Origin of the sequence: Bradyrhizobium sp. LVM 105 (assembly GCF_003957705.1) — a bacterium.
GTDB lineage: Bacteria > Pseudomonadota > Alphaproteobacteria > Rhizobiales > Xanthobacteraceae > Bradyrhizobium > Bradyrhizobium frederickii.
This window is the reverse complement of record NZ_QZMV01000004.1, coordinates 63,889-90,256: the sequence shown is the minus strand read 5'-3', so window position 1 is coordinate 90,256 and position 26,368 is coordinate 63,889. Positions and strand designations below refer to the sequence as shown.

General features: G+C 63.9%; 21 protein-coding genes. 6 read left to right on the top strand and 15 right to left on the bottom strand.

The window, feature by feature from the left end; genetic code table 11:
• Positions 1-68 precede the first annotated feature (68 nt).
• From dnaE to D6B98_RS12795, 3 genes are all read right to left on the bottom strand, one after another.
• Positions 69-3,572, bottom strand: coding sequence for a DNA polymerase III subunit alpha (gene dnaE / locus D6B98_RS12805; RefSeq protein WP_126257367.1), 3,504 nt, complete (start codon positions 3,570-3,572; stop codon positions 69-71).
• Positions 3,573-4,049: 477 nt separating this feature from the next.
• Positions 4,050-4,775, bottom strand: coding sequence for an outer membrane protein (locus D6B98_RS12800; protein WP_126257366.1), 726 nt, complete (start codon positions 4,773-4,775; stop codon positions 4,050-4,052).
• Between the two features lie 406 nt (positions 4,776-5,181).
• Entirely contained in the window at positions 5,182-5,967 is a 786-nt protein-coding gene (locus D6B98_RS12795) for a helix-turn-helix transcriptional regulator (protein WP_126257365.1), read from the bottom strand.
• A gap of 109 nt (positions 5,968-6,076) precedes the next feature.
• On the opposite strand from D6B98_RS12795, the gene D6B98_RS12790 reads away from it, so the two are divergent.
• The gene (locus tag D6B98_RS12790; protein ID WP_164718565.1) at positions 6,077-7,156 is read left to right on the top strand and encodes a zinc-binding dehydrogenase; all 1,080 of its coding nucleotides are present in this window, start codon (positions 6,077-6,079) and stop codon (positions 7,154-7,156) included.
• A 94-nt stretch (positions 7,157-7,250) separates the two neighbouring features.
• Here D6B98_RS12790 and D6B98_RS12785 read toward each other — a convergent pair whose 3' ends face one another.
• The 8 genes from D6B98_RS12785 to D6B98_RS12750 form a co-directional block, all read right to left on the bottom strand.
• Positions 7,251-7,952 carry an ABC transporter ATP-binding protein gene (locus tag D6B98_RS12785; RefSeq protein ID WP_164718564.1) on the bottom strand — a complete coding sequence of 234 codons (702 nt, stop codon included), beginning with the start codon at positions 7,950-7,952 and terminating at the stop codon, positions 7,251-7,253.
• 7 nt (positions 7,953-7,959) lie between these two features.
• A complete protein-coding gene (locus D6B98_RS12780) occupies positions 7,960-9,240 on the bottom strand; it encodes a lipoprotein-releasing ABC transporter permease subunit (protein WP_028136099.1) in 1,281 nt (426 codons plus the stop codon).
• Between the two features lie 88 nt (positions 9,241-9,328).
• Complete coding sequence (gene proS, locus D6B98_RS12775) at positions 9,329-10,648, bottom strand: proline--tRNA ligase (RefSeq protein WP_126257362.1); 1,320 nt, start codon at positions 10,646-10,648, stop codon at positions 9,329-9,331.
• 143 nt (positions 10,649-10,791) lie between these two features.
• Complete coding sequence (locus D6B98_RS12770; RefSeq protein WP_126257361.1) at positions 10,792-12,354, bottom strand: copper resistance CopC/CopD family protein; 1,563 nt, start codon at positions 12,352-12,354, stop codon at positions 10,792-10,794.
• The gene (locus D6B98_RS12765) at positions 12,354-12,881 is read right to left on the bottom strand and encodes a YcnI family copper-binding membrane protein (protein ID WP_164718563.1); all 528 of its coding nucleotides are present in this window, start codon (positions 12,879-12,881) and stop codon (positions 12,354-12,356) included. The genes D6B98_RS12770 and D6B98_RS12765 overlap by 1 nt, the downstream gene beginning before the upstream one ends.
• 29 nt (positions 12,882-12,910) lie before the next feature.
• Entirely contained in the window at positions 12,911-13,444 is a 534-nt protein-coding gene (locus D6B98_RS12760; protein WP_126257359.1) for a copper chaperone PCu(A)C, read from the bottom strand.
• Between the two features lie 63 nt (positions 13,445-13,507).
• On the bottom strand, positions 13,508-15,715 hold the full coding sequence (locus D6B98_RS12755; RefSeq protein WP_126257358.1) for a TonB-dependent receptor family protein: 2,208 nt from the start codon (positions 15,713-15,715) through the stop codon (positions 13,508-13,510).
• A gap of 88 nt (positions 15,716-15,803) precedes the next feature.
• Positions 15,804-16,178, bottom strand: a complete 375-nt coding sequence (locus tag D6B98_RS12750) for a DUF2946 family protein (protein ID WP_126257357.1) — start codon at positions 16,176-16,178, stop codon at positions 15,804-15,806.
• Between the two features lie 482 nt (positions 16,179-16,660).
• On the opposite strand from D6B98_RS12750, the gene D6B98_RS39790 reads away from it, so the two are divergent.
• From D6B98_RS39790 to D6B98_RS12730, 4 genes are all read left to right on the top strand, one after another.
• Positions 16,661-17,065 (top strand): globin, encoded by a 405-nt coding sequence (locus tag D6B98_RS39790; RefSeq protein ID WP_164718621.1) that lies wholly within the window; start codon positions 16,661-16,663, stop codon positions 17,063-17,065.
• Positions 17,066-17,207: 142 nt separating this feature from the next.
• Entirely contained in the window at positions 17,208-18,230 is a 1,023-nt protein-coding gene (locus D6B98_RS12740; protein WP_126257355.1) for a sugar ABC transporter substrate-binding protein, read from the top strand.
• Between the two features lie 6 nt (positions 18,231-18,236).
• The gene (locus D6B98_RS12735) at positions 18,237-19,739 is read left to right on the top strand and encodes a sugar ABC transporter ATP-binding protein (protein ID WP_126257354.1); all 1,503 of its coding nucleotides are present in this window, start codon (positions 18,237-18,239) and stop codon (positions 19,737-19,739) included.
• Between the two features lie 11 nt (positions 19,740-19,750).
• Positions 19,751-20,776 (top strand): ABC transporter permease, encoded by a 1,026-nt coding sequence (locus D6B98_RS12730; protein ID WP_126257353.1) that lies wholly within the window; start codon positions 19,751-19,753, stop codon positions 20,774-20,776.
• Positions 20,777-20,929: 153 nt separating this feature from the next.
• On the opposite strand, the gene D6B98_RS12725 is transcribed toward D6B98_RS12730, so the two are convergent.
• Entirely contained in the window at positions 20,930-21,631 is a 702-nt protein-coding gene (locus D6B98_RS12725) for an L-2-amino-thiazoline-4-carboxylic acid hydrolase (RefSeq protein WP_126257352.1), read from the bottom strand.
• Between the two features lie 49 nt (positions 21,632-21,680).
• Positions 21,681-22,073: a RidA family protein gene (locus tag D6B98_RS12720; RefSeq protein ID WP_126257351.1), complete on the bottom strand. Its 393-nt coding sequence runs from the start codon at positions 22,071-22,073 to the stop codon at positions 21,681-21,683.
• A gap of 128 nt (positions 22,074-22,201) precedes the next feature.
• Here D6B98_RS12720 and D6B98_RS12715 point away from each other — a divergent pair, with 128 nt between their 5' ends.
• A complete protein-coding gene (locus D6B98_RS12715; protein ID WP_126257798.1) occupies positions 22,202-22,828 on the top strand; it encodes a LysR family transcriptional regulator in 627 nt (208 codons plus the stop codon).
• Between the two features lie 54 nt (positions 22,829-22,882).
• Here the strand turns inward: D6B98_RS12715 and D6B98_RS12710 are convergent, their stop codons facing one another.
• Both D6B98_RS12710 and D6B98_RS12705 read right to left on the bottom strand, forming a co-directional pair.
• Positions 22,883-24,643 (bottom strand): B12-binding domain-containing radical SAM protein, encoded by a 1,761-nt coding sequence (locus tag D6B98_RS12710; protein WP_126257350.1) that lies wholly within the window; start codon positions 24,641-24,643, stop codon positions 22,883-22,885.
• A 375-nt stretch (positions 24,644-25,018) separates the two neighbouring features.
• The gene (locus tag D6B98_RS12705) at positions 25,019-26,299 is read right to left on the bottom strand and encodes a lipoprotein-releasing ABC transporter permease subunit (protein WP_126257797.1); all 1,281 of its coding nucleotides are present in this window, start codon (positions 26,297-26,299) and stop codon (positions 25,019-25,021) included.
• Between the last annotated feature and the right edge of the window lie 69 nt (positions 26,300-26,368).

The following is a 26,368-nucleotide window of genomic DNA, read 5'->3' as shown; positions in this document are numbered from 1 at the left end:
CCCGGCAGACTTCGAAACCATGCGTGAGCCTGATAGTTAAGCTTTGGTTTGCGACGGTGCAGGCAGCGTCAGATCTGCTGCACGTCCACCACGCCCGCGACCGCCTTGATCGCGCCGGCGATCTGCGGCGAGACCTTGAAGCGGCCGGGCAGCTTCATCTCGACCTCGGTCTCGAGGTCGAGCATCATCACCAGCGAGACCTCGCCGTCGCCATTTCCGCGCGGCGCGATGCCCGGACTGCCGACCTTCGGCGCAGCGCCGTTTGCAGCCGCCATATCGGGGCCGGCCAAACGCTTGGCGATCGAATCCAGCGGCTTGGTATCGCGCACGAAGATGCGCAGGCCCTTCTGCGTCTTGGCGGCGGCATCGTCGAGCGGCTCGGCATGCAGCACGCGGGCGCGGACATCCTCGCCCTGCAGCTCGGCGCCCAGTTGCAGCAGCACGGCGGCACCCGGCTCCAGCACGTCGCGATATTGCGCGAGGCCTTCGGAGAACAGCACCGCCTCGAAATGGCCCGTGGGATCGGAGAGCCCCATGATGCCCATCTTGTTGCCGGTCTTGGTGCGCCGCTCCATGCGCGAGACCACGGTGGCGGCGACCTTGCCGGCGGTGGCGCCGGTCTTCACCGCGCGCGAGAATTCCGCCCAGCTCTGCACCCGCAGCCGCTTCAGCACGGTGGCATAATCGTCGAGCGGATGGCCCGACAGGAAGAAGCCGACGGCGTCGTATTCGCGGCGGAGCTTCTCGGCCGGCAGCCAGGGTTCGATCTGCGGCAGCATGATGGTCGGCGCATCCGCCGACATCCCGAACATGTCGTTCTGGCCGATGGTCTCGGCCTGATGCGCGCGCTGGCAGGCGGCCAGGATCGAGTCCGCGCCGGCGAAGACGCGGGCGCGGTTCGGCTCCAGCGTGTCGAAGGCGCCGGCGGCGGCTAGACTTTCGATGATGCGCTTGTTGATCGCGCGCGGATTGACCCGCGCGGCGAAGTCGGCGAGCGAGGTGAACAATCCGCGCTTGGTGCGCTCCTCGATGATCTGCTCGATCGCCTGGATGCCGACGCCCTTGAGCGCTGCGAGCGCGTAGTAGATCGTCTTCTCGCCGACCTCGAAGGTCGCGCCGGAGCGGTTGATGTTCGGCGGCTCGACCTTGATGCCGAGGCGCTGCGCCTCGGAGCGGAATTCGGAGAGCTTGTCGGTGTTGTTGAGATCGAGCGTCATCGACGCCGCGATGAACTCCACCGGGTAATGCGCCTTCATGTAGGCGGTGTGGTAGGACACCAGCGCGTAGGCTGCCGCATGGCTCTTGTTGAAGCCGTAATCGGCGAACTTGGCGAGCAGCTCGAAGATGGTCTCGGCCTGCCCCTTCGGCACGCCGTTCTTCACCGCGCCGGCGACGAAGATGTCGCGCTGCTTGTCCATCTCGGCGCGGATCTTCTTGCCCATGGCGCGGCGCAGCAGGTCGGCGTCGCCGAGCGAATAGCCCGACATCACCTGCGCGATCTGCATCACCTGTTCCTGGTAGATGATGACGCCGAAGGTCTCCTTCAGGATCGGCTCCAGCACGGGATGCAGATATTCCGGCTCCTCGTCGCCGTGCTTGCGCGCGCAATAGGTCGGGATGTTCGCCATCGGGCCCGGCCGATACAGCGCCACCAGCGCGATGATGTCCTCGAAACGGTCCGGGCGCATGTCGACCAGCGCGCGCCGCATGCCCTGGCTTTCAACCTGGAACACCCCGACCACCTCGCCGCGGGCCAGCATCTGGTAGCTCTCGGCATCGTCGATCGGCAGCGTGGCGAGATCGACATGGATGCCGCGCGGCTTCAACAGCTTCACCGCGACGTCGAGGACGGTGAGCGTCTTCAGGCCGAGGAAGTCGAATTTGACGAGGCCGGCCGGCTCGACCCATTTCATGTTGAACTGGGTCACCGGCATGTCGGATTTGGGATCGCGGTAGAGCGGCACCAGCTCGCTCAAGGGGCGGTCGCCGATCACGATGCCGGCGGCGTGGGTCGAGGCGTGCCGCGTCAGGCCTTCGAGGCGCTGCGCGATGTCGAAGGCGCGCGCCACGATCGGATCTTCGTCGCGGAACGCCTGGAGCTTCGGCTCGCTCTCGATCGCGGCCGCAAGGGTCACCGGTGCGGCCGGATTCTGCGGCACCAGCTTGGTCAGCTTGTCGACCTGGCCATAGGGCATTTGTAGCACGCGGCCGACGTCGCGCAGCACGCCGCGCGCCTGCAGCGTTCCGAAGGTGATGATCTGCGCGACCTGGTCGCGGCCGTAGCGCTCCTGGACGTACTTGATCACCTCGCCGCGGCGGTCCTGGCAGAAGTCGATGTCGAAGTCCGGCATCGAGACGCGTTCGGGATTGAGGAAGCGCTCGAACAGCAGGCCGAACTTGATCGGATCGAGGTCGGTGATGGTCAGCGCCCAGGCAACCAGCGAGCCCGCGCCCGAGCCGCGGCCAGGCCCGACCGGAATGCCCTGGCTCTTCGCCCATTTGATGAAGTCGGACACGATCAGGAAGTAGCCCGCGTATTTCATGCGCATGATGACGTCGAGCTCGAACGCCAGGCGCTTGTTGTAATCCTCTTCGCTGGTGCCTTGCGACAGGCCGTGGACGCTGAGACGCTTGGCGAGCCCCTCCTCCGCCTGGCGCTTCAATTCCGCCGCCTCGACTGCGGCAGCGTCCGAGCTCTGCGCGGCGCCGACGGTAAAGAGCGGCAGGATCGGCTTGCGCGTCATCGGGCGGAAGGAGCAGCGTTCGGCGATCTCCACCGTCGAGGCCAGCGCCTCCGGAATATCGGCGAACAGCACCGCCATCTCGGCGCGCGTCTTGAAGCGATGATCGGGCGTGAGTTGCTCGCGCTCGGTCTCGGCGATCAGCCGCCCGCCGGCGATGCAGAGCAGCGCGTCATGCGCCTCGTAATCGTCGGTCGTCGCGAAATAAGGCTCGTTGGTCGCGACCAGGGGCAGGCCCCTGGCATAGGCGATGTCGATCAAGCCGCTCTCGACGCGCCGCTCCTTCTCGGTGTTGTGACGCTGCAATTCGATGTAGAGGCGATCGCCGAACAGGCCGGCCAGACGCTCGCAGCGCAAGGCCGCGAGCTCGGCATGACCGCCGGCAAGCGCCAGCGAGATCGGCCCGTCCGGTCCACCCGTCAGCGCGATCAGGCCCTCGGTCTCGCCCTCGAGCCAGTCGAACTTGATGTGGGAGGCATGGGTGTCGGGCGTCTCCAGGAACGCGCGCGAGTTCAGCCGCATCAGGCTGCGATAGCCGCGCTCCTGCGCCGCCAGCAGCACCACGCGCGACGGCCCCATCGCGTTGCGCGCATTCGGATCCTGATCGCCGAAATCGATCGCCAGCTCGCAGCCGACGATCGGCTGGATGCCGGAACTCGCCATCTTGTCGGAGAACTCCAGCGCGCCGAACATGTTGTCGGTGTCGGTCAGCGCCAGGGCCGGCTGGTGGTCTTTCTTGGCAAGCTCGGCGAGCTTGCCGATCTTGATCGAGCCTTTGAGCAGCGAATAGGCCGAGTGAACGTGAAGGTGGACAAATCCGGCGCTCGGCATGGTCGCGTGACGGCCTCTTGCAGATGGAATGGAGCGGTCGCCGGCTCCTCAAGGCATCATGCACCCGCATCTGCCCTCTTCTGCCGACTCGCCGCGCAATGGTGAGGTGCCGCAGCTTCAGAGTCCACGCCCGAGCGGCCAATTGGCCGCGCCGTCCTGCTTTTCCCCAAGGGCCAACGTGGGCTCCCGCCCTGGAGCGCCGCAATCAGAGCTGCGGTATGACTTGAGCCCAGATCGCGATCATCCCGACGAACAGCGTGATCGACGCCAGTGCGGCGGCTTCTTCGACGAAAACCCTGAACATGCCTCGCTCCCTTGCTAGAACGTATGAAGAACATTGTTCTCATTTTGTTCTGAAGAGTCAAGCGCGGCAGACGGCCTCCAAGGGCAATGGTTAACTCGATGAATTCACACAATAAAAAAGCCCCGGCCAAGGCCGGGGCTTCTCGACGAGCGCTCCGAGAAGAGCGATCGGTCTCAGTAACGGCCGAGCACCGGGCCGCCGAACTTGTAGTTCAGGCGGACGAGGCCCATGTCGACGTCCTGCTTGATGCGGTCGGTACCCGCCAAGCCTGCGAAAGTGACGTCCTTGTCCTCCAGGAAGATGTGGTTGTACTCGACGCCAACCGACCAGTTCGGCGCAAAACCGTACTCGAGGCCGGCACCGACCGTACCGCCCCAACGGGTCTGGTCGTTCGACGACAGCAGCGCGCCCGAAGCCGTGCTGAACACGTCGTACTTGACGCCGACCACAGCCGCACCGCCCTTGACGTAGACCAGGACGTTGTTCCAGGCGTAGCCGACCTGACCGGTGATCAGACCGAACGAATCGATCTTCGAGCGGTTGCGAGTGGCGAACAGCGCGCTGACATTGTCGCCCGAGAAGTCGGCCCAGTTGCCCTGACCTTCCACGCCGAACACCCACTGGCCGGACTGCCAGCGATAGCCGATCTGGCCACCGACCGTGCCGCCGGTCGCATCGTGCGAACCCTCACGGCCGCCGCCGACGAGATCCCAAGTGGAGTGCGACGAACCACCGCCGCCGTTGATACCGATGTAGAAGCCGCTCCAGTCGTAAACCGCAGCGAGCGCCGCCGGCGGCGCCTTGGTGTAGGGCCGCGCCGCGAGGTCAGCAGCCAGCGCCGGCGCCGCCGCGCTCAGCGCGACCAAGCTCACAGCAGCAAGCAACAAATTCTTCTTCATTTGATTCCCGTTCCAGTTTCTTCAGAGGCCCCCGGGCCGTGCCGTCGTCATAACAGCGATCGACAGAATTGCTGTAACCTCGACGCAACAGTTCGCGCCAAAGGCCCGCGCTTCATTAATGAAGATTTATCAGGGCGCGTCCGAAACCCTTTGAAACAAGTGTTTTCTGTAGTTCCAATGTTCGCTCGAGGGCGTCAGCTGCGTACGCGCGTAACGACGTCGCGCGCACATTCGCGTGATGCCGAATTGAAAATGCGTAGCCGAATTGCTCTGCCCATTGTCGCCACATTTTTTGCTCGCACTCGCCACATTTTGCGCGCGCGTCGAGCGCATCACACCGGCGCGCGCTGGCCGCGAGAGGTGAACAGGCCTGCCAATCAGTCTTCAGAAGTTGAAGCCTGCCCCGTCAGTCCCCACCCTCGACCGGCGTGTAAATCACCAGCTTCAGCGCGGGGTCATCGTTGGCCTGGAAGCTGGTGTGCTCGAACCGGAGCAGGCCCCTGGTCGGATGGTTCATGGTCTTGAGGCCGGACATCGTGCTGCGGATGTCGTGGGCTTCCCACCATTTGACGAATTCCGGACTGCCCTGGCGCAGCCGCGCCAGCAGCTCAGTAAAAGCGGGATCGCCGGCCCAGACGTCATGGGTGGCGCGGAACATCGCGACCATGCTTTTCGCAACCTCGATCCAGGTCGCACCGTAGAACTTTCGCGTCTGCTTGTTGGTCATCACCAGCAGCAGCGTGTTGCGATCCTGCTCCGGCAACTGCCCGAAGGCGAAGATGTCCTCGGCGGCCTCGTTCCAGGCCAGCACGTCCCAGCGCCGCCCGGTGACATAGGCCGGCTGGTTCAGGCTCGCGATCATCCGCCGGATCGGCGGCGGCACGATCTCGCGCGTGAACGCGCCTCTGGCACCGTCACGCGCCAATGCCTTCAGGTGCGCGTGCTCGGCCTTGCTGAGACGGAGCGCGCGGGCCAGCGCGTCGATGGTGGTGACGGACGGGCTGACGGTGCGGCCCTGCTCGAGCCGGATGTACCAGTCGACGCCGATGCCGGCGAGCTGCGCCACCTCCTCGCGGCGCAGCCCCGCGGTGCGCCGGCGGCGGCCAGCCGGAAGCCCGACGGTCTTCGGCGACAGCTTTTCGCGGCGGGACCTGAGAAAATCGCCGAATTCGACGCGGCGCGGGTCGGCCATCGCTGTCGCTCCTGCATGGAGGGCCTCTGCAATACTAGGATAATACCAGGCCTTTTTGTTCGCTCCAAGGCGGCGCATACCGGCATCACCCGACGTCGAGGTGAACATCATGAAAGCTGCCGTGCTCAAATCCTTCGGTTCGCCGCTGGCGATCGAGAATGTCCCCGAACCGGTGCTCGGCACCGGCGAGGTCATCGTCGATGTCGTCGCCACGCGCGTGTTGTCGTACATGAACGAAGTCTTGGACGGGACGCGCAATTACGCACTCGGCCTGCCGATCATCCCGGGTCCTGGCGGCATCGGCCGGGTGCGCGCGATCGGCCCGGACGCAACCAGGCTCAGCGTCGGCGACTGGGTGTTCTGCGATCCGACGGTGCGTTCGCGCGACGACGCGGCGGCGCCCGACATCGCGCTGCAAGGGCTCACCGCCGCCGGTCCCGGCGGCATGCGCCTGCAACAGCATTTTCGCCACGGCTCGTTTGCCGAGCAGATGCGCCTGCCGACCGAGAACGTCAAACGGATCGGCACGATCACGTCCGAGGAAGCGGCGCAATGGTGCGCGCTGGGCACGCTGTTGGTGCCTTACGGCGGCTTCCTCGCTGCGAACCTACGACCAGGCGAGACCGTGCTGGTGAGCGGGGCCACCGGCAATTTCGGCAGCGCAGCCGTCTCCGTCGCGCTGGCGATGGGCGCGGCCTGCGTGGTCGCACCGGGCCGCAACGAGACGATCCTCGCCGATCTCGTCAGCCGCTTCGGCCCGCGGGTGAAGCCGGTCAAGCTCGCTGGCGATGAGAACGACGACCGCGAGGCGATGAAGCGCGCGGCGTCCGGCCCAATCGACTGCGTGCTCGACATCATGCCGCCCTCGGTCAGCCCGACCGTGGTGCGGGCCGCGATCATGACCGTGCGCCCCTATGGACGCGTCGCACTGATGGGCGGCGTCGGCATGGCCGGCGGCGCCGGGCTCGAGTTGCCCTACCCCTGGATCATGCGCAACTGCATCAGCATCCACGGCGTCTGGATGTACCCGCCGGATGCCGCGAGCCGCCTGATCGCGCTGGTGCGCGCGGGACTGCTCAGGCTGAAGGAATACGAGACGACGGCCTTCGACCTCGATCATGCCAACGAGGCCGTGGCGCACGCCGCCGCCAATGGCGGGCCGTTCAAGATGACGGTGATCCGGCCTTGACTGCTTGCGGCGCGGCCGAGCGCGATCGCCGATTTTTTTCGCAAGTCCCGCCAAGCACTTGGCTACTGTGCATGGGGTTGTTTTCGCGGTTTTGTCAGTCGAGCTCGACCACCTGGCCGTTCGACAGCGACACGCGCCGGTCCATGCGGCCGGCGAGCTCCATGTTGTGGGTCGCGATCAGCATCGACACTCTGGTCGCCTTGACCAGCTGCATCAGGGCCTGGAACACGTGATCGGCCGTGTGCGGATCGAGGTTGCCGGTCGGCTCGTCCGCGAACAGCACCCGCGGCGCATTGGCAACCGCGCGGGCGATCGCGACGCGCTGCTGCTCGCCGCCCGACAGCTCGGCGGGGCGATGGGTGATGCGCTCGCCGAGGCCGAGATAGCCGAGGATCTCCTTGGCACGCGTGACGCTCTCGGACTTCTTCAGGCCACGGATCATCTGCGGCAGCATGACGTTCTCGAGCGCGGAGAACTCCGGCAACAGCCGGTGCGACTGGTAGACGAAGCCGATATCGGTGCGGCGCAGCTGGGTGCGTTCGATATCGGGCAGCTGCGAGGTCGGCGCGCCGTTGACATAGACCTCACCGGAATCCGGCGCCTCGAGCAGCCCTGCGATGTGCAGCAGCGTGGACTTGCCGGAGCCCGACGGAGCCACCAGCGCGACCGATTGACCGGCCCACAGCGCCAGCTTGGCGCCGTCCAAAATCGTCAGCGGCACCTCGCCCTGCAAGTACTGCCGCTTTATCTCGTGGAGATAAATGACCGGTACATCGTCAGCCCCCTGCTGCTCCATCAGCCCCTCACTCGTACCGCAGCGCTTCGACGGGATCGAGGCGCGCGGCGCGCCACGACGGATACAGCGTCGCCAGGAACGACAGCGTCAGCGCCATGATGACGACGGCCGTGGTCTCGCCGATGTCGATTTCGGCAGGCAGCTTCGACAGGAAATAGAGCTCCGGCGAGAACAGCTCGGTGCTGGTCAGCCAGGACAGGAATTGCCGGATCGATTCGATGTTGAGGCAGATCACGAGCCCGACGAAGAAGCCGACCAGCGTGCCGACCACGCCGATCGAGGCGCCCGTGATCAGGAAGATCCGCATGATCGATCCCTGCGAGGCGCCCATCGTGCGCAGGATCGCGATGTCGCTGCCCTTGTCCTTCACCAGCATGATCAGGCCGGACACGATGTTGAGCGCCGCGACCAGCACGATCATGGTCAGGATCAGGAACATCACGTTGCGCTCGACCTGGAGCGCGTTGAAGAAGGTCGAGTTGCGCTGCCGCCAATCGACCAGGAACACCGGACGTCCCGCGGCCTCCGTCACCGCCTTGCGGAAGGCGTCGATCCTGTCGGGGTTGGTGGTGAACACCTCGATCGAGGTGACGTCGTTGCTGCGGTTGAAATAGGCCTGCGCTTCGGCAAGCGGCATGAACACGAAGCCGAGATCGTATTCGGACATGCCGATCTCGAACACCGCGACGATCTTGTACGGCTTGATGCGCGGCGTCGTGCCCATCGGGGTGACCGCGCCCTTCGGCGCCACCAGCGTGATGCTGTCGCCGGCATGCAGCGAGAGCTGGTCGGCGAGGCGCCGGCCGATCGCCACGCCCTGCCCCTCGTCGAAGCCTTCGAGCGAGCCCTGCTTGATGTTCTTGGCGATCGAGGTGAGGTTGTTGAGGTCGTCGGAGCGGATGCCGCGCACCAGGACGCCCGAGGCGTTCCATGGCGACGATGCCAGCGCCTGGCCGTCCACCACGGGCGCGGCGAGCCGGATGCCCCCGACCTGGCTGAGGCGGTCGGCGACATCCTTCCAGTCGGTCAGCGGCGATTCCAGCGGCTGCACCAGGATGTGGCCGTTGAGCCCGAGGATCTTGTCGAGCAGCTCTTTGCGGAAACCGTTCATCACGGCCATGACGATGATCAGCGTCGCCACGCCCAGCATGATGCCGAGAAAGGAGAACCCGGCGATGACCGAGATGAATCCCTCCTTGCGGCGCGCCCGCAAATAGCGCGCCGACAGCATCCACTCGAATGGCGCAAAAGGCGCGGTCTGCACGGTTTCGGTCATGGTCTCATCCATCGCTCGATAATCCCATGATTCGGGGTCAATTGTGGCCGGATTGGCGGCCGCGATCTTGCGATGAACAATATTCAGCCGACCAGCCTTATCAGCCCACAAGTCTTGCGACCGCGTCCGCAGGCGACATGGTCTCGCGGGAGCCGTCACTTCGCCGCTTGATCTCGACCTTGCCGTCGGCAAGCCCCTTCGGCCCGATCATGATCTGCCAGGGAATGCCGATCAGGTCGGCGGCGGCGAACTTGGCGCCGGCGCGCTGGTCGGTGTCGTCATAGAGCACGTCGACGCCCTTGGCGGTGAGCTCGGCATAAAGCTTCTCGCAGGCCGCATCGACGGCGGCATCGCCCTGCTTGAGGTTGAGGATCGAGACGCGGAACGGCGCCACCGCCTCCGGCCATTTGATGCCGGCATCGTCATGGCAGGCCTCGATGATGGCGCCGAGCAGGCGCGAGACGCCGACGCCGTAGGACCCGCCATGGATCGGCACGTCGACGCCGTCGGGCCCTGCCACCAGCGCCTTCATCGGCTCGGAATATTTGGTGCCGAAGTAGAAGATCTGCCCGACCTCGATGCCGCGGGTGTTCACCCGCTTGTCCGCGGGCACCTCCTGCTCGAAGCGCGCGGCGTCGTGGACGTCTTCGGTCGCGGCATAGAGCGAGGTCCATTGCTTGATGATCGGCGTCAGGTCGTTCTCGTAGTCGACATCCTCACCCGGCACCGGCAGGTCCAGCACGTCGCGATTGATGAAGACGCCGGATTCGCCGGTCTCCGCCAGCACGATGAATTCGTGGCTGAGGTCGCCGCCGATCGGGCCGGTCTCGGCGCGCATCGGAATCGCCTTCAGCCCCATCCGCGCAAAGGTGCGCAAATAGGCAACGAACATCTTGTTGTAGGCGACGCGCGCTGCGGCCTCGTTGAGGTCGAATGAATAGGCGTCCTTCATCAGGAACTCGCGGCCGCGCATCACGCCGAAACGCGGACGCTGCTCGTCGCGGAATTTCCATTGGATATGATAGAGATTGAGCGGGAGGCTCTTGTAGGACTTCACATAGGCGCGAAAGATCTCGGTGATCATTTCCTCGTTGGTCGGCCCGTACAGGAGCTCGCGCTTGTGGCGATCGGCGATGCGCAGCATCTCCGGGCCATAGGCGTCGTAGCGGCCGCTCTCGCGCCAGAGATCGGCCAGCTGGAGCGTCGGCATCAAAACCTCGATCGCGCCGGAGCGATCCTGCTCCTCGCGCACGATCTGCTCGATCTTCTTGAGCACGCGGAAGCCGAGCGGCAGCCAGGCGTAAATGCCGGCCGCCTCCTGCCGGATCATGCCGGCGCGCAGCATCAGCCGATGCGAGACGATCTCCGCCTCTTTCGGATTTTCCTTCAGGATGGGCAGAAAGAACCGCGACAACCGCATGGCAATACTCTGGGAATCAGTGATCGGTTGCAGTGAAACCGGATTGAGAGCGAAAATACAAGACCGGGAATGAGGAAAAGCCGCTAAGCAGCGGAATTCCTGTCATTTTTCCTTCGGACTTCAGGTTCAGCGCGAACCGCGCCTTAACGCGAAGTGACGTCGAGTTCATCCTCGAGCGTGATTTGCTCGAAGTCGCTCACCAGTGCGTCGATCCGCGCGTGCCAGCGGCCGGCAAAGGGAAGCTCGACCTTGCGCACATGCCAGTGGCCGTCCGGCCCCAGCGCGGCCTTCCGCTCCATCGGCTCGATGCCGCGCTCGGGCAGGCTCAGCGTCAACGTCGTCTCCCGTGCCGCCAGCGGACTCCCCTCGCCGTTCATGAGCTGGAGCACGAAGTCATTGATCCCCGGCTTGCCGGGCGAGACCAGGACTTGGAACATCGCCTTGTCGCTGTGGATGTGGATCGCCAGCGGCGTCTCGGGAACGATGGTCCGCGGCGGCGGCGTGAAGCGCCAGCCGGCGACGACGGCCAGGATGGCCAGCGCGATGGCGCATTCGGCCAAGATCGAGCGCTTGAGCGCGGGCGTCCCTGTCCCGTCCCGGGCCAGCGCCGGTGTGAGCCGGAACCGGTTGAGCGCGGCCAGTGCCAGCAATCCCGTGACGAGAACGAGCTTGCTCGCGAGGATCAGTCCGTAACGGGTCTCCACCAACGCTCCCGGCTTTTCGAGCTGCACGATTGCGAGAGCGAGGCCGGTCACGGCCAGCACACCGACCGCCAGCGCAGCGATGCGGGAAAAGCGGTTCACGATTGGGAGCGGCGGTGTCGTCGGATGCGAGACCAGGGCGACGAGCGGCGCAAGCGCACCGATCCAGATGGCGACACCGAGGCCGTGAAGAAAGATCGCCGGACGCATCAGCGCCTCCGGCGGGGCGGTTGCGGCGTGCCCAGTCATGGCGAGCGACAGCCCGACGCCGACCAAGGCCACGATCGCAAGTGCGTGCGCATACCGCGCGCTTCGCAGCGCCATTAGCGCCAGCAGCATCGCCGCGATGGCGACCAGCAGGGCGGGACCGGCACTCGCCCCGAGCGCGACTTTCCAGGGTGCGGCGGTCGTGAGAGCTGTTAGCGGCAGGCCGAGAAGGTCGAGGCCCAACGTGCCGAGAGACGCTGCAGCACCAAGGATACCGATGGCGATCGCCATGCGCGGCGCGGCCATGCCGATCATCGACCATGCGATCCAGCGCGCGAAGAACACGCCGCCGACGCCGACGAACAGCCCGAGATAGAGGCCGACGCGCGCCAGCCAGATCAGCGCATTCACCTCGCCGTCAACCGCGGCGGGGAGCTTCGTCGCCGTCGGCATGCCGATCGAGAAGATCACCGAGCCGACGACCGGATGGCCGTCCTGCGAGATCACGCGATAGCTGACGACCGCGGTGCCCTCAGGCAGATCCGCAGGCATCGCCACCGAAATCGTCTCGCCGGATGCGCTGATACCTACGTCGTCCCGCGCTCTGCCGGCACCGTCGATCAGCCGGATCGCACCGGGCGTCACAGCCTCGTTGAAGCGCAGCTCCACCGCCTTGGGCGCGGCCGCGAGCATGCTCCCGCTCGGCGGCTCGACCGAGATCAGCGCTGCATGCGCCCACGCCGCGCCCGCGAATCCGGCGGCGAACAGCAGGGTCGCGAGCGCGGCGAAGAAGCGCATCAGGATTTCGGCAGCAGCTTCACGCCCGGCGCCGGCGACTTGCCCTCGGACTTGCCCTGATGCGAATGCCCTGCTCCCTCGGTCGGGATTTCGATCCAGCGGCTGACGCCGGTCTCGCATTCCTGGACGACGGGGAAGTATAGGGTGGTGTTCGGCTTGAGCTTGTCGGTCAGGACCGTATGCATGACGAACTCGTCATAGTGCTTGTCCGGCAGCTTGCCGCCGGACCACGCCACCTCCTTGACGCCGGAGGAGAGCTTGTTGCCGTGATAGTCGTATTCGACGGCATATTTGCCCTCGACGACATCGACATTCCAGCCCGCCTTCGGCATCGGCTTCACCGCGATCACCCCTTCCGGGACCTGCACACGGATCTTCACCGTCGGCGAGCCCGCGCAACCGTGCGGCACGGTGAACACAGCCTTGTAGGAAGCACCGACCGTCGCTTGCTTGGTCTCGAGCGACACGTGCGCCGCCGCCGGCGAGGCAGCGAGCGCGGCAACCAGGAACAGGCAGGCTCTCTTCATGTTCGGTCTCCCGGGAATCGACATCGATCTCATTTCATTTTCATTCCCGAATGATCCGGCATCTTCTTCATGTCCATGTGACCCGAATGCCCGGCATCGCCGGGGGCCTGCGCGCCGACGCCCTGGACGTCGAGGGAGACGGCGACCTTGCCGGCCTTCTCGAATTGCAGCGTCACCGGCACCTTGTCACCCTGCTTGAACGGGCCCTTCAGCTCCTGGAGCATCAAATGATTGCCGCCGGGCGCGAGCTTCACCGTCTTGCCGGGATCGACCACCAGCCCCTTGTCGAGTGCGCGCATCTTCATCACGCCGTTATCCATCGCCATCTCGTGGATCTCGGCCTTGCCGGCGATGTCGGCGGACACGCCGACCAGCCTGTCCGGCGCCGTCCCCTTGTTCTCGATGACGAGATAGCCGCCGGCAACCTTTGCGCCGCCCGGGGTCGCACGGCTCCAGGCCTGCGAGATGACGAGATCGCCGGCCTTGACGTCGTCGGCCAATGCAGCCGCGCTGCCGCTTAGCAGAATGGCGATGGCGAAAAGTGTTTGTCTGGTCCTGTTCATTTTTGGTTCCCTCGTGGTTGATCTGGCCGATCGCGTAAGGTTGTTTCAGCGAGCCCGCAGCACTTACCATCGATACCGCATTCCGGCATAAACCGTCCGTCCCGTTCCCGGCTCGAACAAAGTCGACGCCGCAGTCGCGCGGTCGATGATGCTGGCGCTTGCGATATAGATCCGGTTGGTAAGGTTACGGCCCTCGACGTAGGCGGAGAATGGACCGCCATTGTCAAAACCGGCCTTCAGTCCCAACAATGCATAAGGCTCCGTCGTCAGCGTATTCATGCTGTCAACGAAATAGGCCTTCGGCACCCATTCGACGTTAGGTCCGATATAGAGGCCCGTCGGATGCTTGTAGAGCAATTCGGCGCGCAAATAGTGACGAGGCGCTCCAGGTAGCTGATTGTTGCCAAAGGTAGCATCGTTGTCGAAGCGAAAGTCGTTATAGGTGTAGGCCAGATTGAGCCACACTTTGTCCGGCGCGCTTCCCATTACGAAGAGGTCATGGAAGACCGCGGCCCCCGCGCCGGCTTCGATGCCTTGGTGGATGGTCCGATCCGCATTGGTCACGTTGCAATTGCCGAAGGCGCTGTAGAGGCATAGCAGTTCGTCGCGGATGTTGGCGCGATAAGCGGTCAGCTCCCACGAGTAGTCCGGCCTCCGCATGCGCGTCCCGATCTCGTAGGTCGTCGCGATCTGGGCGCGGATGCTGGTAAACGGAATCGTCGGAATGCCCGGCCCATTTGAACTCTCGCCGAAGCTCGGCACTTCGGCGCTCCGCGACACGTTGGCGAAAGCCTGCCATGTCGGATCGATTTGCCACAGCAAGCCCGTTTTCGGCGACCACAGATTGAAGCGGGTCGCCCCCGATTGATCGCCGTTGCTGAGAAAACGGTCCTGCCGGTTGCGAGTCGCATGGAGAAACTGCGTTCCGGCTATCGCCGCAACGCTGGGAAGGAAATAGAAGCTGTCTTCAACGTAGACGGATGTGTTCTTCGAGCGATCGATCGACGACGAGAGCAGAGCTCCCTTTTGTCCAGCGATGTTGGCGAATTGCTGATTGTCGATGCTGCCATTCAGCACGTTGACACCCGCAACCAGCCTGTTGCGAAAGCCGCCGATGAAGCGCTCGTCGGTAACTTTCGCGAAGCCTCCGTAGTCCTTGTAACGATAGTCGAGCCACTGGAAAATCGGATGCATCAGATGGCGATCGACGCCGAAGGCTCCGAATTCAACCTTGGTCTGGTCGAAACGGATCGTGGTCTTGTTTGCCAGCCTGACCGTGTCGATATTGCGCTGCTGATCCATGGCAACATTTGCCGGAGCTGCAGCCTCGGGATTGGTCAGCGCAGACGTCTTGGTAACGGTGCCGGGAATGCGTTGCCGCACCTCGTTGGCGTTGAGATAGAAGCGCGTCTCGAAATCCGGCGAAAACTGATAGCCGACATTGGCGCTGAGCCGGTTGCTTGAGCCAAAGCTGTGGTCTCGAAAACCGTCCGCGGCCTGCGTCGAGGCCGTGACGAAGCCGTCCCAAGGACCGTTTGCTCCGCCAGCGTTGGCCTGGAAGCGCTTATATCCGAAGCCTCCCATATCGACGGAAACCCCGTTCGGAAACGGATCGCGGCCGGTCGGCGTCACGAAGTTGATCGCTCCGCCAAGCGAGTTCGCTCCGAACTGGAGCGCGTTGCCGCCCTTGTAGACCTCAACGTACCTGTAGGCGGTAGGGTCGATCTCCTGGAAATCGCCGTAACCGTCCGCGGTGTTGATCGGGATGCCGTCCATATAGAGCTGCACGCCGCGCAGATGGAAATTACGCGACAGCCCGGAGCCTCGGATCGAGAGCCGGGTGTCGTCGCTCCATTTAGGCTGGGCGAAGATGCCAGGGACGTAGTCGAGAACGTCCTTGATTGTGCTCGCGGGCGTAGAATTCCGGTAGGCCTCGGCTGTCACCAGCGCCACGCCGCCCGGCGTCTGGTTGATTTCCGCAAGGGCCTGCTGCGCCGTCAGAACGGTCAACGCGCCTGGACCGCTCGCGCCTTCACCCTGCGAACGCGCCGCTTGTTGCGGAGCCGCGGTGCGCGCGCGCGTTGATCGCACGGGAGTCCGCTGCGAGCGGGCCGGCGCAGCGCGCCTCTCGCGTGGCGAGTCGACGGTCACCGGAGGAAGTTCGCGCCCACTTTCCTGCGCGTCGGCGAGCTGTGGCAGGGAGAGAGCAGAGAGAGAAGCAAGCAAAATTCCGCGCGCGGAAGCGCTTTGGAGCAAACCAAGGCGAGACATGTGAAAATTCCCGATACCAGCACGAGTAGTGCCGGTGTATTGCGAATCCCCGTGCAGCAGCCGCTGACGAGGCAGATTCGTAGCTAGATCAGGAAATGTGAGGCGGCGCGCGCGCCTGGGCGCTCGAGCCCTTGTGAACGGTGGTGGCGGACGCGTCCGCCGGACGCCACACCACCCGCTCGGCATGGCGAACGGGAATCGAGAATGCCGCGGGCGTCGGCGAATCGAGCGAGGCATTGGCCTGGGCCAGGCAGCACAGGGCGCACGCGCCGGCATGGGCGGTCGGCACGCCGGTCTGATCGTTCAGGCCGCCCTGCTCGCTCGCACTATGGCAGATGACGGCGGCAGACAGCGGATCGGCAATGGCCAAGCCGGTCGCCCAGCAGGCGGCAATCGGCGCCAGCACCTGCATCGCCAGGGCGAGCAGGACCAGGGGCAGAAATTTTTGTAGCCGTGCGCGCATCCGCCGAACCGTTCGTTCGTCTGCTAACTAAACACCGCACCCAGCTCCAAGTCGAGGCCAGCACCGCCCCCTTCTTGCCCCAGCGCAAACTTGTCCAAAATCGTGGCCTGAATAACCCAGCATAGGATGGACGGCAGCCATTTGAGGCAGGTCAAACGGACCCGCGCTCAACAGATTTCTTTTATTTGTCATATACTTGCGGGCCACGACGCCTGATCATTTCGTCTACTGACCGAATTTTGAACATTCGTTGCCGAAAATGATGACAAGTGAGAAAAGTTGATCTAGCATCCCTCTCGCTCAGGCTGGCCGTGAGGTCAAAGTCTGGTGGTCCAAGTCTCGGGAGGAGCCCCTGACGCGCAAAATGCAGCGTCGCCCCGTCAATCAAGAGCAAATCTTAGAATCGGGGATAATAGGGTCGACACAATTTTTGAGCGGGGCCAGGGCCCCGCTCTTTTTTTGTCCGCGAGGCTGACGCGCGGCTGCGTGCTTTGCGCAATCCAATCGAAATCAGCTTCGAGCTGGCGGCCACGCGCTGCGAAGATCTCACGCCCTTCGTCTACCGACGCCTGTTCGACGAGCGTCCCGAGACGCAGGCGATGTTCCGTTCCGACGGCCGCGACCTCGCGAAAGGATCAATGCTCGCGCTGGCGATCGAGGCGATCCTCGATTTCGCCGGTCAGCGTCGCGGGCATTTCCGGCTGATCGCCTGCGAAGCCGCCTCGCACGATGGCTATGGCACGCCGCGTGAGCTGTTCATCGCGTTCTTCGCCATCATCAGGGATACGCTGCGCGATCTGCTCGGCGACCAATGGTCGATCGAGATAGCGCACGCCTGGGACGCATTGCTCGCCGACATCGACACGATCGCCGGCGCGACGGCCTGACACTTTGCGCTGCACCAACGCGGCCTGCTGCAATGTCGGCGAGTGATTGCAGATTGAGTGGCGGCAACTCTTGTGAGACACTTTCGGACATCGGTAGCGCAATCAATGACGCGCCGAGGCTAAACTCTTATGGGAGCGAGCAATGTCCGGGACGAAAGATTTCTCGACGACGAGGCGCGATCTTCTTCAGGCGGCCGCGACCGCCGGCGCCGGAGCTGCCCTCCTCGGCAGCATGGGCATGAACCCCGCATTGGCAGCCGCGGTCGGACGCAGCGAGAAGCCGCTGAAGGCGGCGTTCTCCAATGCCGGCCTCCAGGCCACCTGGTGCGCGCAAGGCAAGCAGGCCGCCGAATTCTGGGGCAAGCTGTTCAACGTCGAGGTCACCTGGTTCGACGGTCAGCTCGACGCGGTGAAGCAGCGGGCGGCGATCGACAACATGGCTTCGCAGAAATGGGACTTCGTGGCGATCCAGGCCTTCGGCATCGGCACCCTCACCCAGCCCGTGCAGAAGATGATCGACGCCGGCACGCCGGTGATCGACATGGACACGCTGATCGCCCCGCTCGACCAGATCAACGTGCATTCCTTCCTCGCTCCCGACAACGAGTTCATGGGCGCCTCGGTGACGCAGGCCCTCTGCAACGCCATGGGCGGCAAGGGCAAGATCATCATGACGCAGGGCGCACTCGGGCATACCGGCGCGCAAGGACGCGCCAAGGGCTTCAATTCAGTGGTCAAGCAATTCCCCGGCATCGAAGTCCTCGACACCCAGCCCGCTGATTGGGACGTCTCCAAGACGGCGCGGCTGTGGGAAACCTATCTGACCAAGTATCCCCAGATCGACGCGGCATTCTTCCACAACGACGACATGGCCCTCGCCGCCGCCAACATCATGAAGGCGCGCGGCCGCACCAACATCCTGATCGGCGGCGTCGATGCGATGCCGCCGGCGATCCAGGCGGTGAGCGAAGGCCGCATGTTCGCGACCGTCCGCAATCCCTCCTGCCGCATCCACGGCGGCGCCATCATCGCCGGCGTCTCGGCCGTGGTCGGCGGCGAGAAGAGCGGCCAAGGCATTCCCAAGAACGTCGTCACCGACGGCCCGGTCGTGACCAAGGCCAACGCCGCCGGGATGCAGTGGATGCAGGATCACTTCCTGATCTGAACTTTCATGTCCGAGGGTCGTCCACCCATCCTTGAACTGCAGGGCATCACGAAGAGCTTCGGCGGCGTCGAGGCACTTCGTGGTGTCGACTTCGCGCTCCATCCCGGCGAGATCCACGGTCTCGTCGGCGAGAACGGCGCCGGAAAAAGCACGCTGATGAAGATCATCGCCGGCGTGCACACCGAATTCTCCGGCCGCTTCCTGATCGGCGGGGTGGAGACGCATTTCCGCTCGGCCCGCGATGCGCACGCGGCCGGCATCGCCATGGTGCACCAGGAGCTCTCCGTCGCGCCCGACCTCACGGTCGCCGAGAACGTCTTCCTCGGCAACCAGCCGACCAACGCCCTCGGCCTCGTACAATGGCGGCGGATGGCGCGCGAGGCCGGCGAGCAGCTTGCCCGCTTCGGCATCGACGTCGATCCGATGACGCGGCTGGGCGACCTCCCCATCGGGTTGCAGCAGCTGATCGAGATCGCGCGCGTGCTGTTCTCCGGCGCCCGCATCATCATCCTGGACGAGCCGACCTCCGCGCTCTCCCCGCCCGAGGTCGAGCGGCTGTTCGCAACGCTGAGGCGGCTGCGCGAGCAAGGCACCGCAATCGTCTTCATCTCGCATTTCATCGAGGACATCCTGCTCGTCTCCGACACGGTGACCGTGTTCCGCAACGGTCGGAAGGTCGCGGAGACCGCGAGCGCGGCGACCAGCAAGGGCGCGCTTATCGAGGCCATGATCGGCCGCGGCGGCGAGGCGCTCGAGCACAGCTATACCGACGATCTGATGCTGCCGCGGCCAAGCGACAGCCAGGTCGTTCTCAAGGTCGATCAGCTCTCGCTGTCCCGCAGCCTGAAGGACGTCTCGTTCGAGGCGCGCGCCGGCGAGGTGCTCGGCATCTACGGCTTCATGGGCTGCGGCCAGCAGGAGCTGTCGCGCATCCTGTTCGGCAAGCTGAAGCCGGACACCGGCACGCTTGTCGTCGACGGCACGCCGAAGACCTTCGCCAGCACGGCGGCGGCACGGCGCGCCGGCGTGGCGCTGGTGCCGGAGAGCCGGCGCGACATGCTGTTTCATCAGGAGCCGGTCTACAAGAACATCTCGATCAGCATTCTCGACCGCATCTCCACGCTGCTGCTCAAGCCGGCGCAGGAGCGCGACATCGCCAAGCGCCAGGTCGAGCAGTTGCAGATCCGGCCGCCGGTGGTCGGTCTCGACCTCGGCATGCTCTCCGGCGGCAATCAGCAGAAGGTCGCGCTGGCGAAATGGCTGACCTATCCGCCCAAGCTCTTGGTGCTGTGCGAGCCGACCCGCGGCATGGACGTCGGCGCCAAGAACGACGTCATCAACATCGTCCGCGATCTCCGCACCAAAGGGCTCGCGATCATCGTGCTGTCGACCGAGCCGGAGACGGTGCTGTCGCTGGCAGACCGCATCCTCGTGCTCAAGCGCGGCGCATTGGTGCGGGAATTCAGGAACGAGCCGGTCAGCAAGGACCGCCTGCTGGAAGCGGCGTGACGGAGAAGCACATGAGCAGCGAGACGGCTTTAGCGGCGGGGCAGCGGACGCGGGGCCTTGCGCCCTTCCTGCGCTCGCAGATGCGCAACATCGCCCCGTTCCTCACCCTGATCTTTCTGTCCGCCTTCTTCGCCTTCGCCAGCCCCTCCTTTGCGACGCTGGACAATCTCGGCAACATCCTGACGCAGGTATCGGTCACCGGCATCATTGCGGTCGGACTCACCTTCGTGATCCTCTGCGCCGAGATCGACCTGTCGATCGCCAGCATCGCCAACGTCACCGGCATCGCCGTCGCCTACTTCACGCTGCAGGAATCCTACGTCAACATCGCCAATATCCCGCTGCCCGGCGCGGTCGCGATCCTGCTGTCGATCCTGCTCTGCGCCCTGCTTGGCCTCGTCAATGCGCTGGGGCTGACCGTGATCGGCATCCCCTCCTTCATCATGACCTTGGCGATGATGCAGATCGCCGCCGGCATCTCGGCGCTGCTGGTGCGCGGCCAGATCGCCTACAAGGTGCCGAGCCTCGTCACCACGCTCGGCTCGGGATCGATCGGCGGCATTCCCTGGATCGTCATCGTCGCCGCCATCATGCTGCTCGCCGGTCATCTGGTGCTGACCTACACGCGCTTCGGCCGCTACGTCTACATGGTCGGGGGCAACCGCGAGGCGGCCGAATATTCCGGCCTCAACGTCAAGCTCATCCTGGGCAGCGTGATGGTGATCTCGGCGGTCTGCTCCGGCATCGGCGGCATGCTGGGTGTCGCCCATTTCGGCAGCGCGCAGCAGAACGAGTTCGATACTTACCTTCTCGACTCCATTGCCGCGGTCGTGGTCGGCGGCACCAGCCTGTTCGGCGGCCGCGGCGGCATCGGCAACACCATCGTCGGGCTGTTCGTGCTCGGCGTCCTCAACAACGGCCTCGACCACGTCAACATCGACAGTTTCCTGAAGATCCTGATCCGCGGCCTGATCCTGCTGGCGGCGCTGGTCATCAACGTCTACGCGCAGCGCTTGAGGGAGAAGGCGGCGGACTAGACGCTCTTCAAGACAAAAAGCGCGAAAACAACCCCATGCACAGTAGCCGGGGCCAGCAGAATCAATGGCTTGCCAGTGACGCTCCGCGCTTGCGGATTTCACGAAGTGCGTTTGACGCGTCGGGCAAAACAGGGCCACGATGTCATCGGCACCTCAGGGTGACGGCTCGATATCCGCAACGCGCGAAAACCGGAAATCGCAGTGGCTCGCACCGCCCGCCAACGTTTGTGTCCGTTCCAGGCGGATGCCTCGCGTTGCATAGGCGTCGAAATCGAGCCCGCAGATGTTCGGCAGGATGTCGTTGTCGCCATGGCGCGCCGCGAGCTTGCAGAAGCCGCAGGCCTTGTAGTTGATACCGAATTCGAACTTGTCGTGCGGACCCGGCTCGACGAAATCGTAGACGAAGTCTTCCGGAAACTGCTCCTGATGGCTCTCGGTGACGCTTCTTGCCGCCTGCTCGCGTAACAACGCCTGGTTCTCCGGCGACATGAACTGGCGGCCCGAGGCCAGGCGCTCGGCTTCGGACACCCTGAGCAATTGCGCCTTGTAGGTTTCCCGCTCGATCTCGCCGATCACGGCCACCGGCACGCCGTGCCGTTGCAGCACCCGGCTGATGGCCATGAAGCCCGTAAGGCGCATGAAGAAATCGCTCATGCGGCTTGCCGCGCCGCCGACATAGGGCATCTGGGCGAGCACGATCTCGAATTCGTCCATCACCTCCCGGCTGATTCCGTCGGTATCGCCCAAGTGCGCGCGCTCGCGCAACATTGTTCCGGCAAGGTCGATGCGATCGCGCATGGCGGCCACCATGGCGCTTCGATGCGCCTCGTAGAAGGGATGGACGATCTCAGTCATTGGTCACCCATTTCGGTTCGTTTCATTGCGAGGCCGGCAAGGCCCGGCTTCATTCCGCGGCGATCGCCTCGATCTCCAGCAGCCATTTGCTGTCGACAGTCTCGACGATCACGACTGTCAAGGCGGGCTGGTGCTCCCCGAGCATCGCGCGCCGAATGATGCGGTTGGGCACGACCTGGTTGCGGTCGGTCACGAACGTCGTGATCTTGACCAGATGCTCGACGCCAAGGCCGGCCGCGGCGAGCACTTCCTTGACGTTGCGCCAGGCCTGCTCGCATTGCGCCTCGAAACCCTCTGGCACGGTGCCGTCGGAGCTTTCAGGGACCTGGCCGCTGATGAACAGCAGGCGGCGATGCTGCCTCAGCTCAAGTCCCATGCTGTAGCCGCCCAACGGCGCGTTGAGCGTTGCAGGATTGTGGCTGACGATGTGAGCTGGGGGCATGGTGTTTCTCCGGATTGCGAGCCGACCCTACCCGCCGGCATCGCGGCCGCGCAAAGCATCATTCCTGCGGTTCAGCGCAAGAAAATCTATTGCAGCGCCCCGGCCCGGCAGTGTCAAAGTGCAGCGCGATGACCTACGCTCTTCCACCACTGAACGCGCTCCGCGCCTTCGAAGCCGCCGCACGGCATCTCAGCTTCAAGCTGGCCGCGCACGAGCTGCACGTGACGCCTGCTGCCGTGGGACAGCAAGTGAAAGCGCTGGAGGCGCGCCTTGGCGTGCAGCTGTTCGAGCGGCTGCACAAGCAGCTCATCCTCACCGCGGCCGGACAGGCCTACCTGCCCGGCATCTCCGAAGGTTTTCGCCACATTGCGGAGGCGACCTCGCAATTGAAACCGGCAGGCGCGATGCAGCTTCAATTGGGAGTCCATGGCAGCTTCGACCTGCGCCGGCTCGATCTGGCGGCGTTTCGCAGCACCCATGCGGAGATCGGCTTGCGGGTGCTGCAGCCGGCCGGCCTGCACGAATTGGTCGAGGGCAAGGTCGACCTGTTGATCGCCCGCGGCCTCCGCCATCATCCGGGCTATCGCTGCGAGCGGATCGATGAGGGATCGGGCGGGGGTGATTGGCTGGTTGCGCCGGAAGGTACGGCAGATTGTCCGGAGATCGTGAGTTTTCGCGTGTGGCTACGCGCCTTGCCCGCGGCGAAGCCGCTCGCAAATCGCAGGCCGCGTCTGGTCGGCGGCGTTGGGAGTTGACAGGGCCAAAGGTTGCGTGCCGAGGCCCAGGGCTGCCGTTCAACTCAAGGCATCCTATCCCCCGGCTAACTTAGGTTTCTGTGCCTCTTCGATATGCCGCCGCTGATCGAGAAACGCCTGGCTGGACCGCGTCTTGTACAAATCCAGACTCGCGGTCTCGTCGGCCTGCAGTGTGATCGCCGCATCGACATAGGCGAGCCGGTGCGGATCCGACTTGACCTTGCGCGCCAGCCGGTGGAGGCGCAGAGCGAGCGAAGCCCATTGTACGGCCTTTACGACGGTGTCGGCGGCATAGCGAGGATAGAACGACCAGGCCGGCTCGACCGGCAGATGCGGACGGCGCTCGCCGCGGCTCTTCAGCCGCAGCACACCCCCTTCGAGCGGATGGACGCGCTCAATGGGATGGTAGCCTTTGAAATAGAGCGCGTAGGTGCCGATCTTGCCGACATTATTGCCCATCGCCGCGGCACGCCGCATCAGCGTCTCGATGTGCTCCCAGCTGTAATAGGTGTTCCAGGCGAGCTCGACGGCGCGCTCCCAGTCCGCCTTGGACATGGCGGGGTGGTCCGTCGTGACGTGGTCCAGGTCGTATTTGTTGAGGTCCAGATCCATCGCGACGCCCTTCAAGTAGAGCGTCTTGTGGTCTTCCGAGCCCGGCAGCGGCGTCAGGAAGAAGAACTCCAGCATGTCGATCGGCAGCTCATGCTTGATGATCTCGATGTCGCGGACGATCGATTCCGGTGTGTCGTTGGGAAAGCCAACAATGTAGCCGCCGACGGTCATGATCCTGGCCCTCTTCCAGGCCATCATCATCTCGCGATAGTCGGTGATCTTGTTCTGCCGCTTCTTGGCGCCGAGCAGACTGTCCGGGTTGATGTTTTCGAGGCCGATGAAGCATCGCCGGACGCCGGCCTTGGCGCATTTCTCGATGAAGTTAGGCAGCTTGTGGCAGAGCGTGTCGACCTGGATCGTGAAACGGAGGTCCCAGCCCTCCTTCTCGCGCAACGCGATGATGCGGTCGAGCAAAATTTCCCAATCCTTGTTGCGCGCAAAATTGTCGTCGGTGAGAAAGAAGGCGAAGACGCCCTGAGCGACGTTGGCGCGGATCACGGCCTCGATATCGTCGGCGCTGCGGCGTCGCGACTTGCGGCCCTGCACGTTAATGATGGTGCAGAACGAGCACTGGAACGGGCAGCCGCGCCCCGCGTCGAAGCTCGTGGTGTGGCCGATGACCCGTCCGATCTGCTGGCGGGGAATGATCGGCAAAGGCTGGTTCTCCAAGTGTGGCAGATCGTCGATGTAGTTGTACAGAGGCTGCAATCGCCCGGCGACCGCATCCTGCAACAGCTCCTCGAGCCGTCCCTCGGCTTCGCCTGCGAAGACCGACACACCGAGGTCCATCATCTCCTGAACGCCGGGATCGCGCTCCGGCAACATCGAGAGAGTGCCGGACACATGGAAGCCACCGATCGCAACGTGGATTCCGAGCTTGCGAAACTGTCTCGCCAGATCGAGCGATCGGGGAAACTGGTTGGACTGGACCCCGACCAGCATCACCATGCCGGCCTCCGCGGCCTTGATCGCGCGCGCCAGATCCGCTACACGCACCTTCCAGTTGGTCTCATCGATGGCGTCGATCTCGATGTTGCAATCGGGCCCGAGAACGCCGCGTTCACGACAATCGAGCGCGATGCCGTAAAGACAGGCTAGTGAATTCGAAGGCAGGCCGCCGCGCCACCATCGAATGACATAGCCATCGTCGTCGTAATGTGACGGCTTGATCAGAACAAGCCGAAAAGTCTTGTTCTTCCTCATAAGCTACGAGTAGCTTGATCTCGGTCAAAGGCCAACTGGTTTCCGTCAGCTCCTCGCAAAAAAGACGACGAACTGTGGCACGAAAACATCCGATTAGCTAACCGCAGACGGCGCTATACCATGTTCGGCACAAATGGGGCTGCGTAGTCGCCAGCTAGTGCGCAAGACGTCTGCTCCGGGTCACGTGCGATAATGATCTGATTGATCACAAGATTCCGCGTGCCCCTAAACCCGTGCCGAGCGCGGCTGCGGTCCACTATGCTCCTGATAGCCGCGCAGAAGCCGCCCTCACCAGAGGTCAGAGTTGGACCGGAAGGCGAAATATCCATCCCATAAACGCGCCCGCCGGATAGCCGCCGCGCGTCGTTGCCGTGACTAGCCCCTCTGTCGTAGAGCCTCGACGGGGTCGAGCCGCGCGGCTTGCCACGATGGATATAGCGTTGCGAGGAATGACAGGGTTAGCGCCATGGTCACGACCGCTGCGGACTCCACGAGATCGATCTCCGCCGGCAGTCTTGACAAAAAATAGAGCTTTGGCGGGAACAACTCGGTGCGCGTCAGCCAGGACAACAATTGCCGGACCCCTTCGATATTCCTGCAAACGAGAAGCCCGACGACGAAACCGACCAGCGTCCCCGCCACGCCGATCGAAGCGCCGGTGATCATGAACGTCCGCATGATCGCCCCCTGTGAGGCGCCCATGGTCCTGAGAATCGCGATGTCGCTGCCCTTGTCCTTCACCAGCATGATCAGGCCGGCCACGATGTTCAGTGCGGCTACTAAAACAATCAGGCTGAGGATGAGAAACATCACATTGCGTTCGACCTCGAGCGCGTTGAAGAACGTCGTATTGCGCTGCCGCCAGTCAACGAGGAAGATTGGTCGACCAGCCGCTTCCGCTACCGTCTTGCGAAACAGGTCGACACGATCGGGATTGGCCGTGAAAACCTCGATCGCGGTGACGTCCTGATTGCGGTTAAAAAAGGCCTGCGCTTCTGCGATCGGCATGAAGATGACGCCCGCGTCGTATTCGGACATCCCAATCTCGAAGACAGCCGCGACTCGATATTTCTTGACACGCGGCATCATGCCCATAGGCGTGACTGCGCCGCGTTGCGCAACGAGCGTGATACTTTCGCCAGCATGTACCGAGAGTTGATCGGCAAGGCCCTGGCCGATGGCGACGCCCTGGCCCTCATCAAAATGGTCGAGTGACCCGTGCTTGATGTCATTGGCTATTGAGGGGAGCTGAATGAGATCCGCCGCCCGAATGCCGCGCACCAAAACGCCAGAAGCGTTTGACGAAGATGCCAGTGCCGGGCCGTCAACAACCGGTACCGCCAACCGAACGCCCTGCGCCTGACCGATGCGCTCGGCGACATCCTTCCAGTCGATCAAAGGGGCCTCTAGCGGCTGCGCCACAATATGCCCGTTGAACCCGAGGATCTTACCCAAAAGTTCGGTGCGAAAGCCGTTCATCACCGCCATGACGATGATCAACGTGGCGACCCCGAGCAAGATTCCCAGAAACGAAAACCCCGCGATGACCGAGACAAACCCCTCCTTGCGACGGGCGCGTAGATAGCGTGCGGCGAGCATCCATTCGAACGGTGCAAAGGGTGCGGCTTGCGGCGAATCCATCACAGTCTCGTCCATCATCCGATTAGGGCCGCCATTCTGTCCCGTTATGATCGGATTGGCTACCTTGGCGTGTGCTTAGACGCG

Excerpts from the sequence above, each read along its gene's own strand:
- dnaE (WP_126257367.1), bottom strand. The coding sequence starts at position 3,572 with ATGCCGAGCGCCGGATTTGTCCACCTTCACGTTCACTCGGCCTATTCG.
- D6B98_RS12800 (WP_126257366.1), bottom strand. The coding sequence starts at position 4,775 with ATGAAGAAGAATTTGTTGCTTGCTGCTGTGAGCTTGGTCGCGCTGAGC.
- D6B98_RS12795 (WP_126257365.1), bottom strand. The coding sequence starts at position 5,967 with ATGGCCGACCCGCGCCGCGTCGAATTCGGCGATTTTCTCAGGTCCCGC.
- D6B98_RS12790 (WP_164718565.1), top strand. The coding sequence starts at position 6,077 with ATGAAAGCTGCCGTGCTCAAATCCTTCGGTTCGCCGCTGGCGATCGAG.
- D6B98_RS12785 (WP_164718564.1), bottom strand. The coding sequence starts at position 7,952 with ATGGAGCAGCAGGGGGCTGACGATGTACCGGTCATTTATCTCCACGAG.
- D6B98_RS12780 (WP_028136099.1), bottom strand. The coding sequence starts at position 9,240 with ATGGATGAGACCATGACCGAAACCGTGCAGACCGCGCCTTTTGCGCCA.
- proS (WP_126257362.1), bottom strand. The coding sequence starts at position 10,648 with ATGCGGTTGTCGCGGTTCTTTCTGCCCATCCTGAAGGAAAATCCGAAA.
- D6B98_RS12770 (WP_126257361.1), bottom strand. The coding sequence starts at position 12,354 with ATGCGCTTCTTCGCCGCGCTCGCGACCCTGCTGTTCGCCGCCGGATTC.
- D6B98_RS12765 (WP_164718563.1), bottom strand. The coding sequence starts at position 12,881 with ATGAAGAGAGCCTGCCTGTTCCTGGTTGCCGCGCTCGCTGCCTCGCCG.
- D6B98_RS12760 (WP_126257359.1), bottom strand. The coding sequence starts at position 13,444 with ATGAACAGGACCAGACAAACACTTTTCGCCATCGCCATTCTGCTAAGC.
- D6B98_RS12755 (WP_126257358.1), bottom strand. The coding sequence starts at position 15,715 with ATGTCTCGCCTTGGTTTGCTCCAAAGCGCTTCCGCGCGCGGAATTTTG.
- D6B98_RS12750 (WP_126257357.1), bottom strand. The coding sequence starts at position 16,178 with ATGCGCGCACGGCTACAAAAATTTCTGCCCCTGGTCCTGCTCGCCCTG.
- D6B98_RS12740 (WP_126257355.1), top strand. The coding sequence starts at position 17,208 with ATGTCCGGGACGAAAGATTTCTCGACGACGAGGCGCGATCTTCTTCAG.
- D6B98_RS12735 (WP_126257354.1), top strand. The coding sequence starts at position 18,237 with ATGTCCGAGGGTCGTCCACCCATCCTTGAACTGCAGGGCATCACGAAG.
- D6B98_RS12730 (WP_126257353.1), top strand. The coding sequence starts at position 19,751 with ATGAGCAGCGAGACGGCTTTAGCGGCGGGGCAGCGGACGCGGGGCCTT.
- D6B98_RS12725 (WP_126257352.1), bottom strand. The coding sequence starts at position 21,631 with ATGACTGAGATCGTCCATCCCTTCTACGAGGCGCATCGAAGCGCCATG.
- D6B98_RS12720 (WP_126257351.1), bottom strand. The coding sequence starts at position 22,073 with ATGCCCCCAGCTCACATCGTCAGCCACAATCCTGCAACGCTCAACGCG.
- D6B98_RS12715 (WP_126257798.1), top strand. The coding sequence starts at position 22,202 with ATGACCTACGCTCTTCCACCACTGAACGCGCTCCGCGCCTTCGAAGCC.
- D6B98_RS12710 (WP_126257350.1), bottom strand. The coding sequence starts at position 24,643 with ATGAGGAAGAACAAGACTTTTCGGCTTGTTCTGATCAAGCCGTCACAT.
- D6B98_RS12705 (WP_126257797.1), bottom strand. The coding sequence starts at position 26,299 with ATGGACGAGACTGTGATGGATTCGCCGCAAGCCGCACCCTTTGCACCG.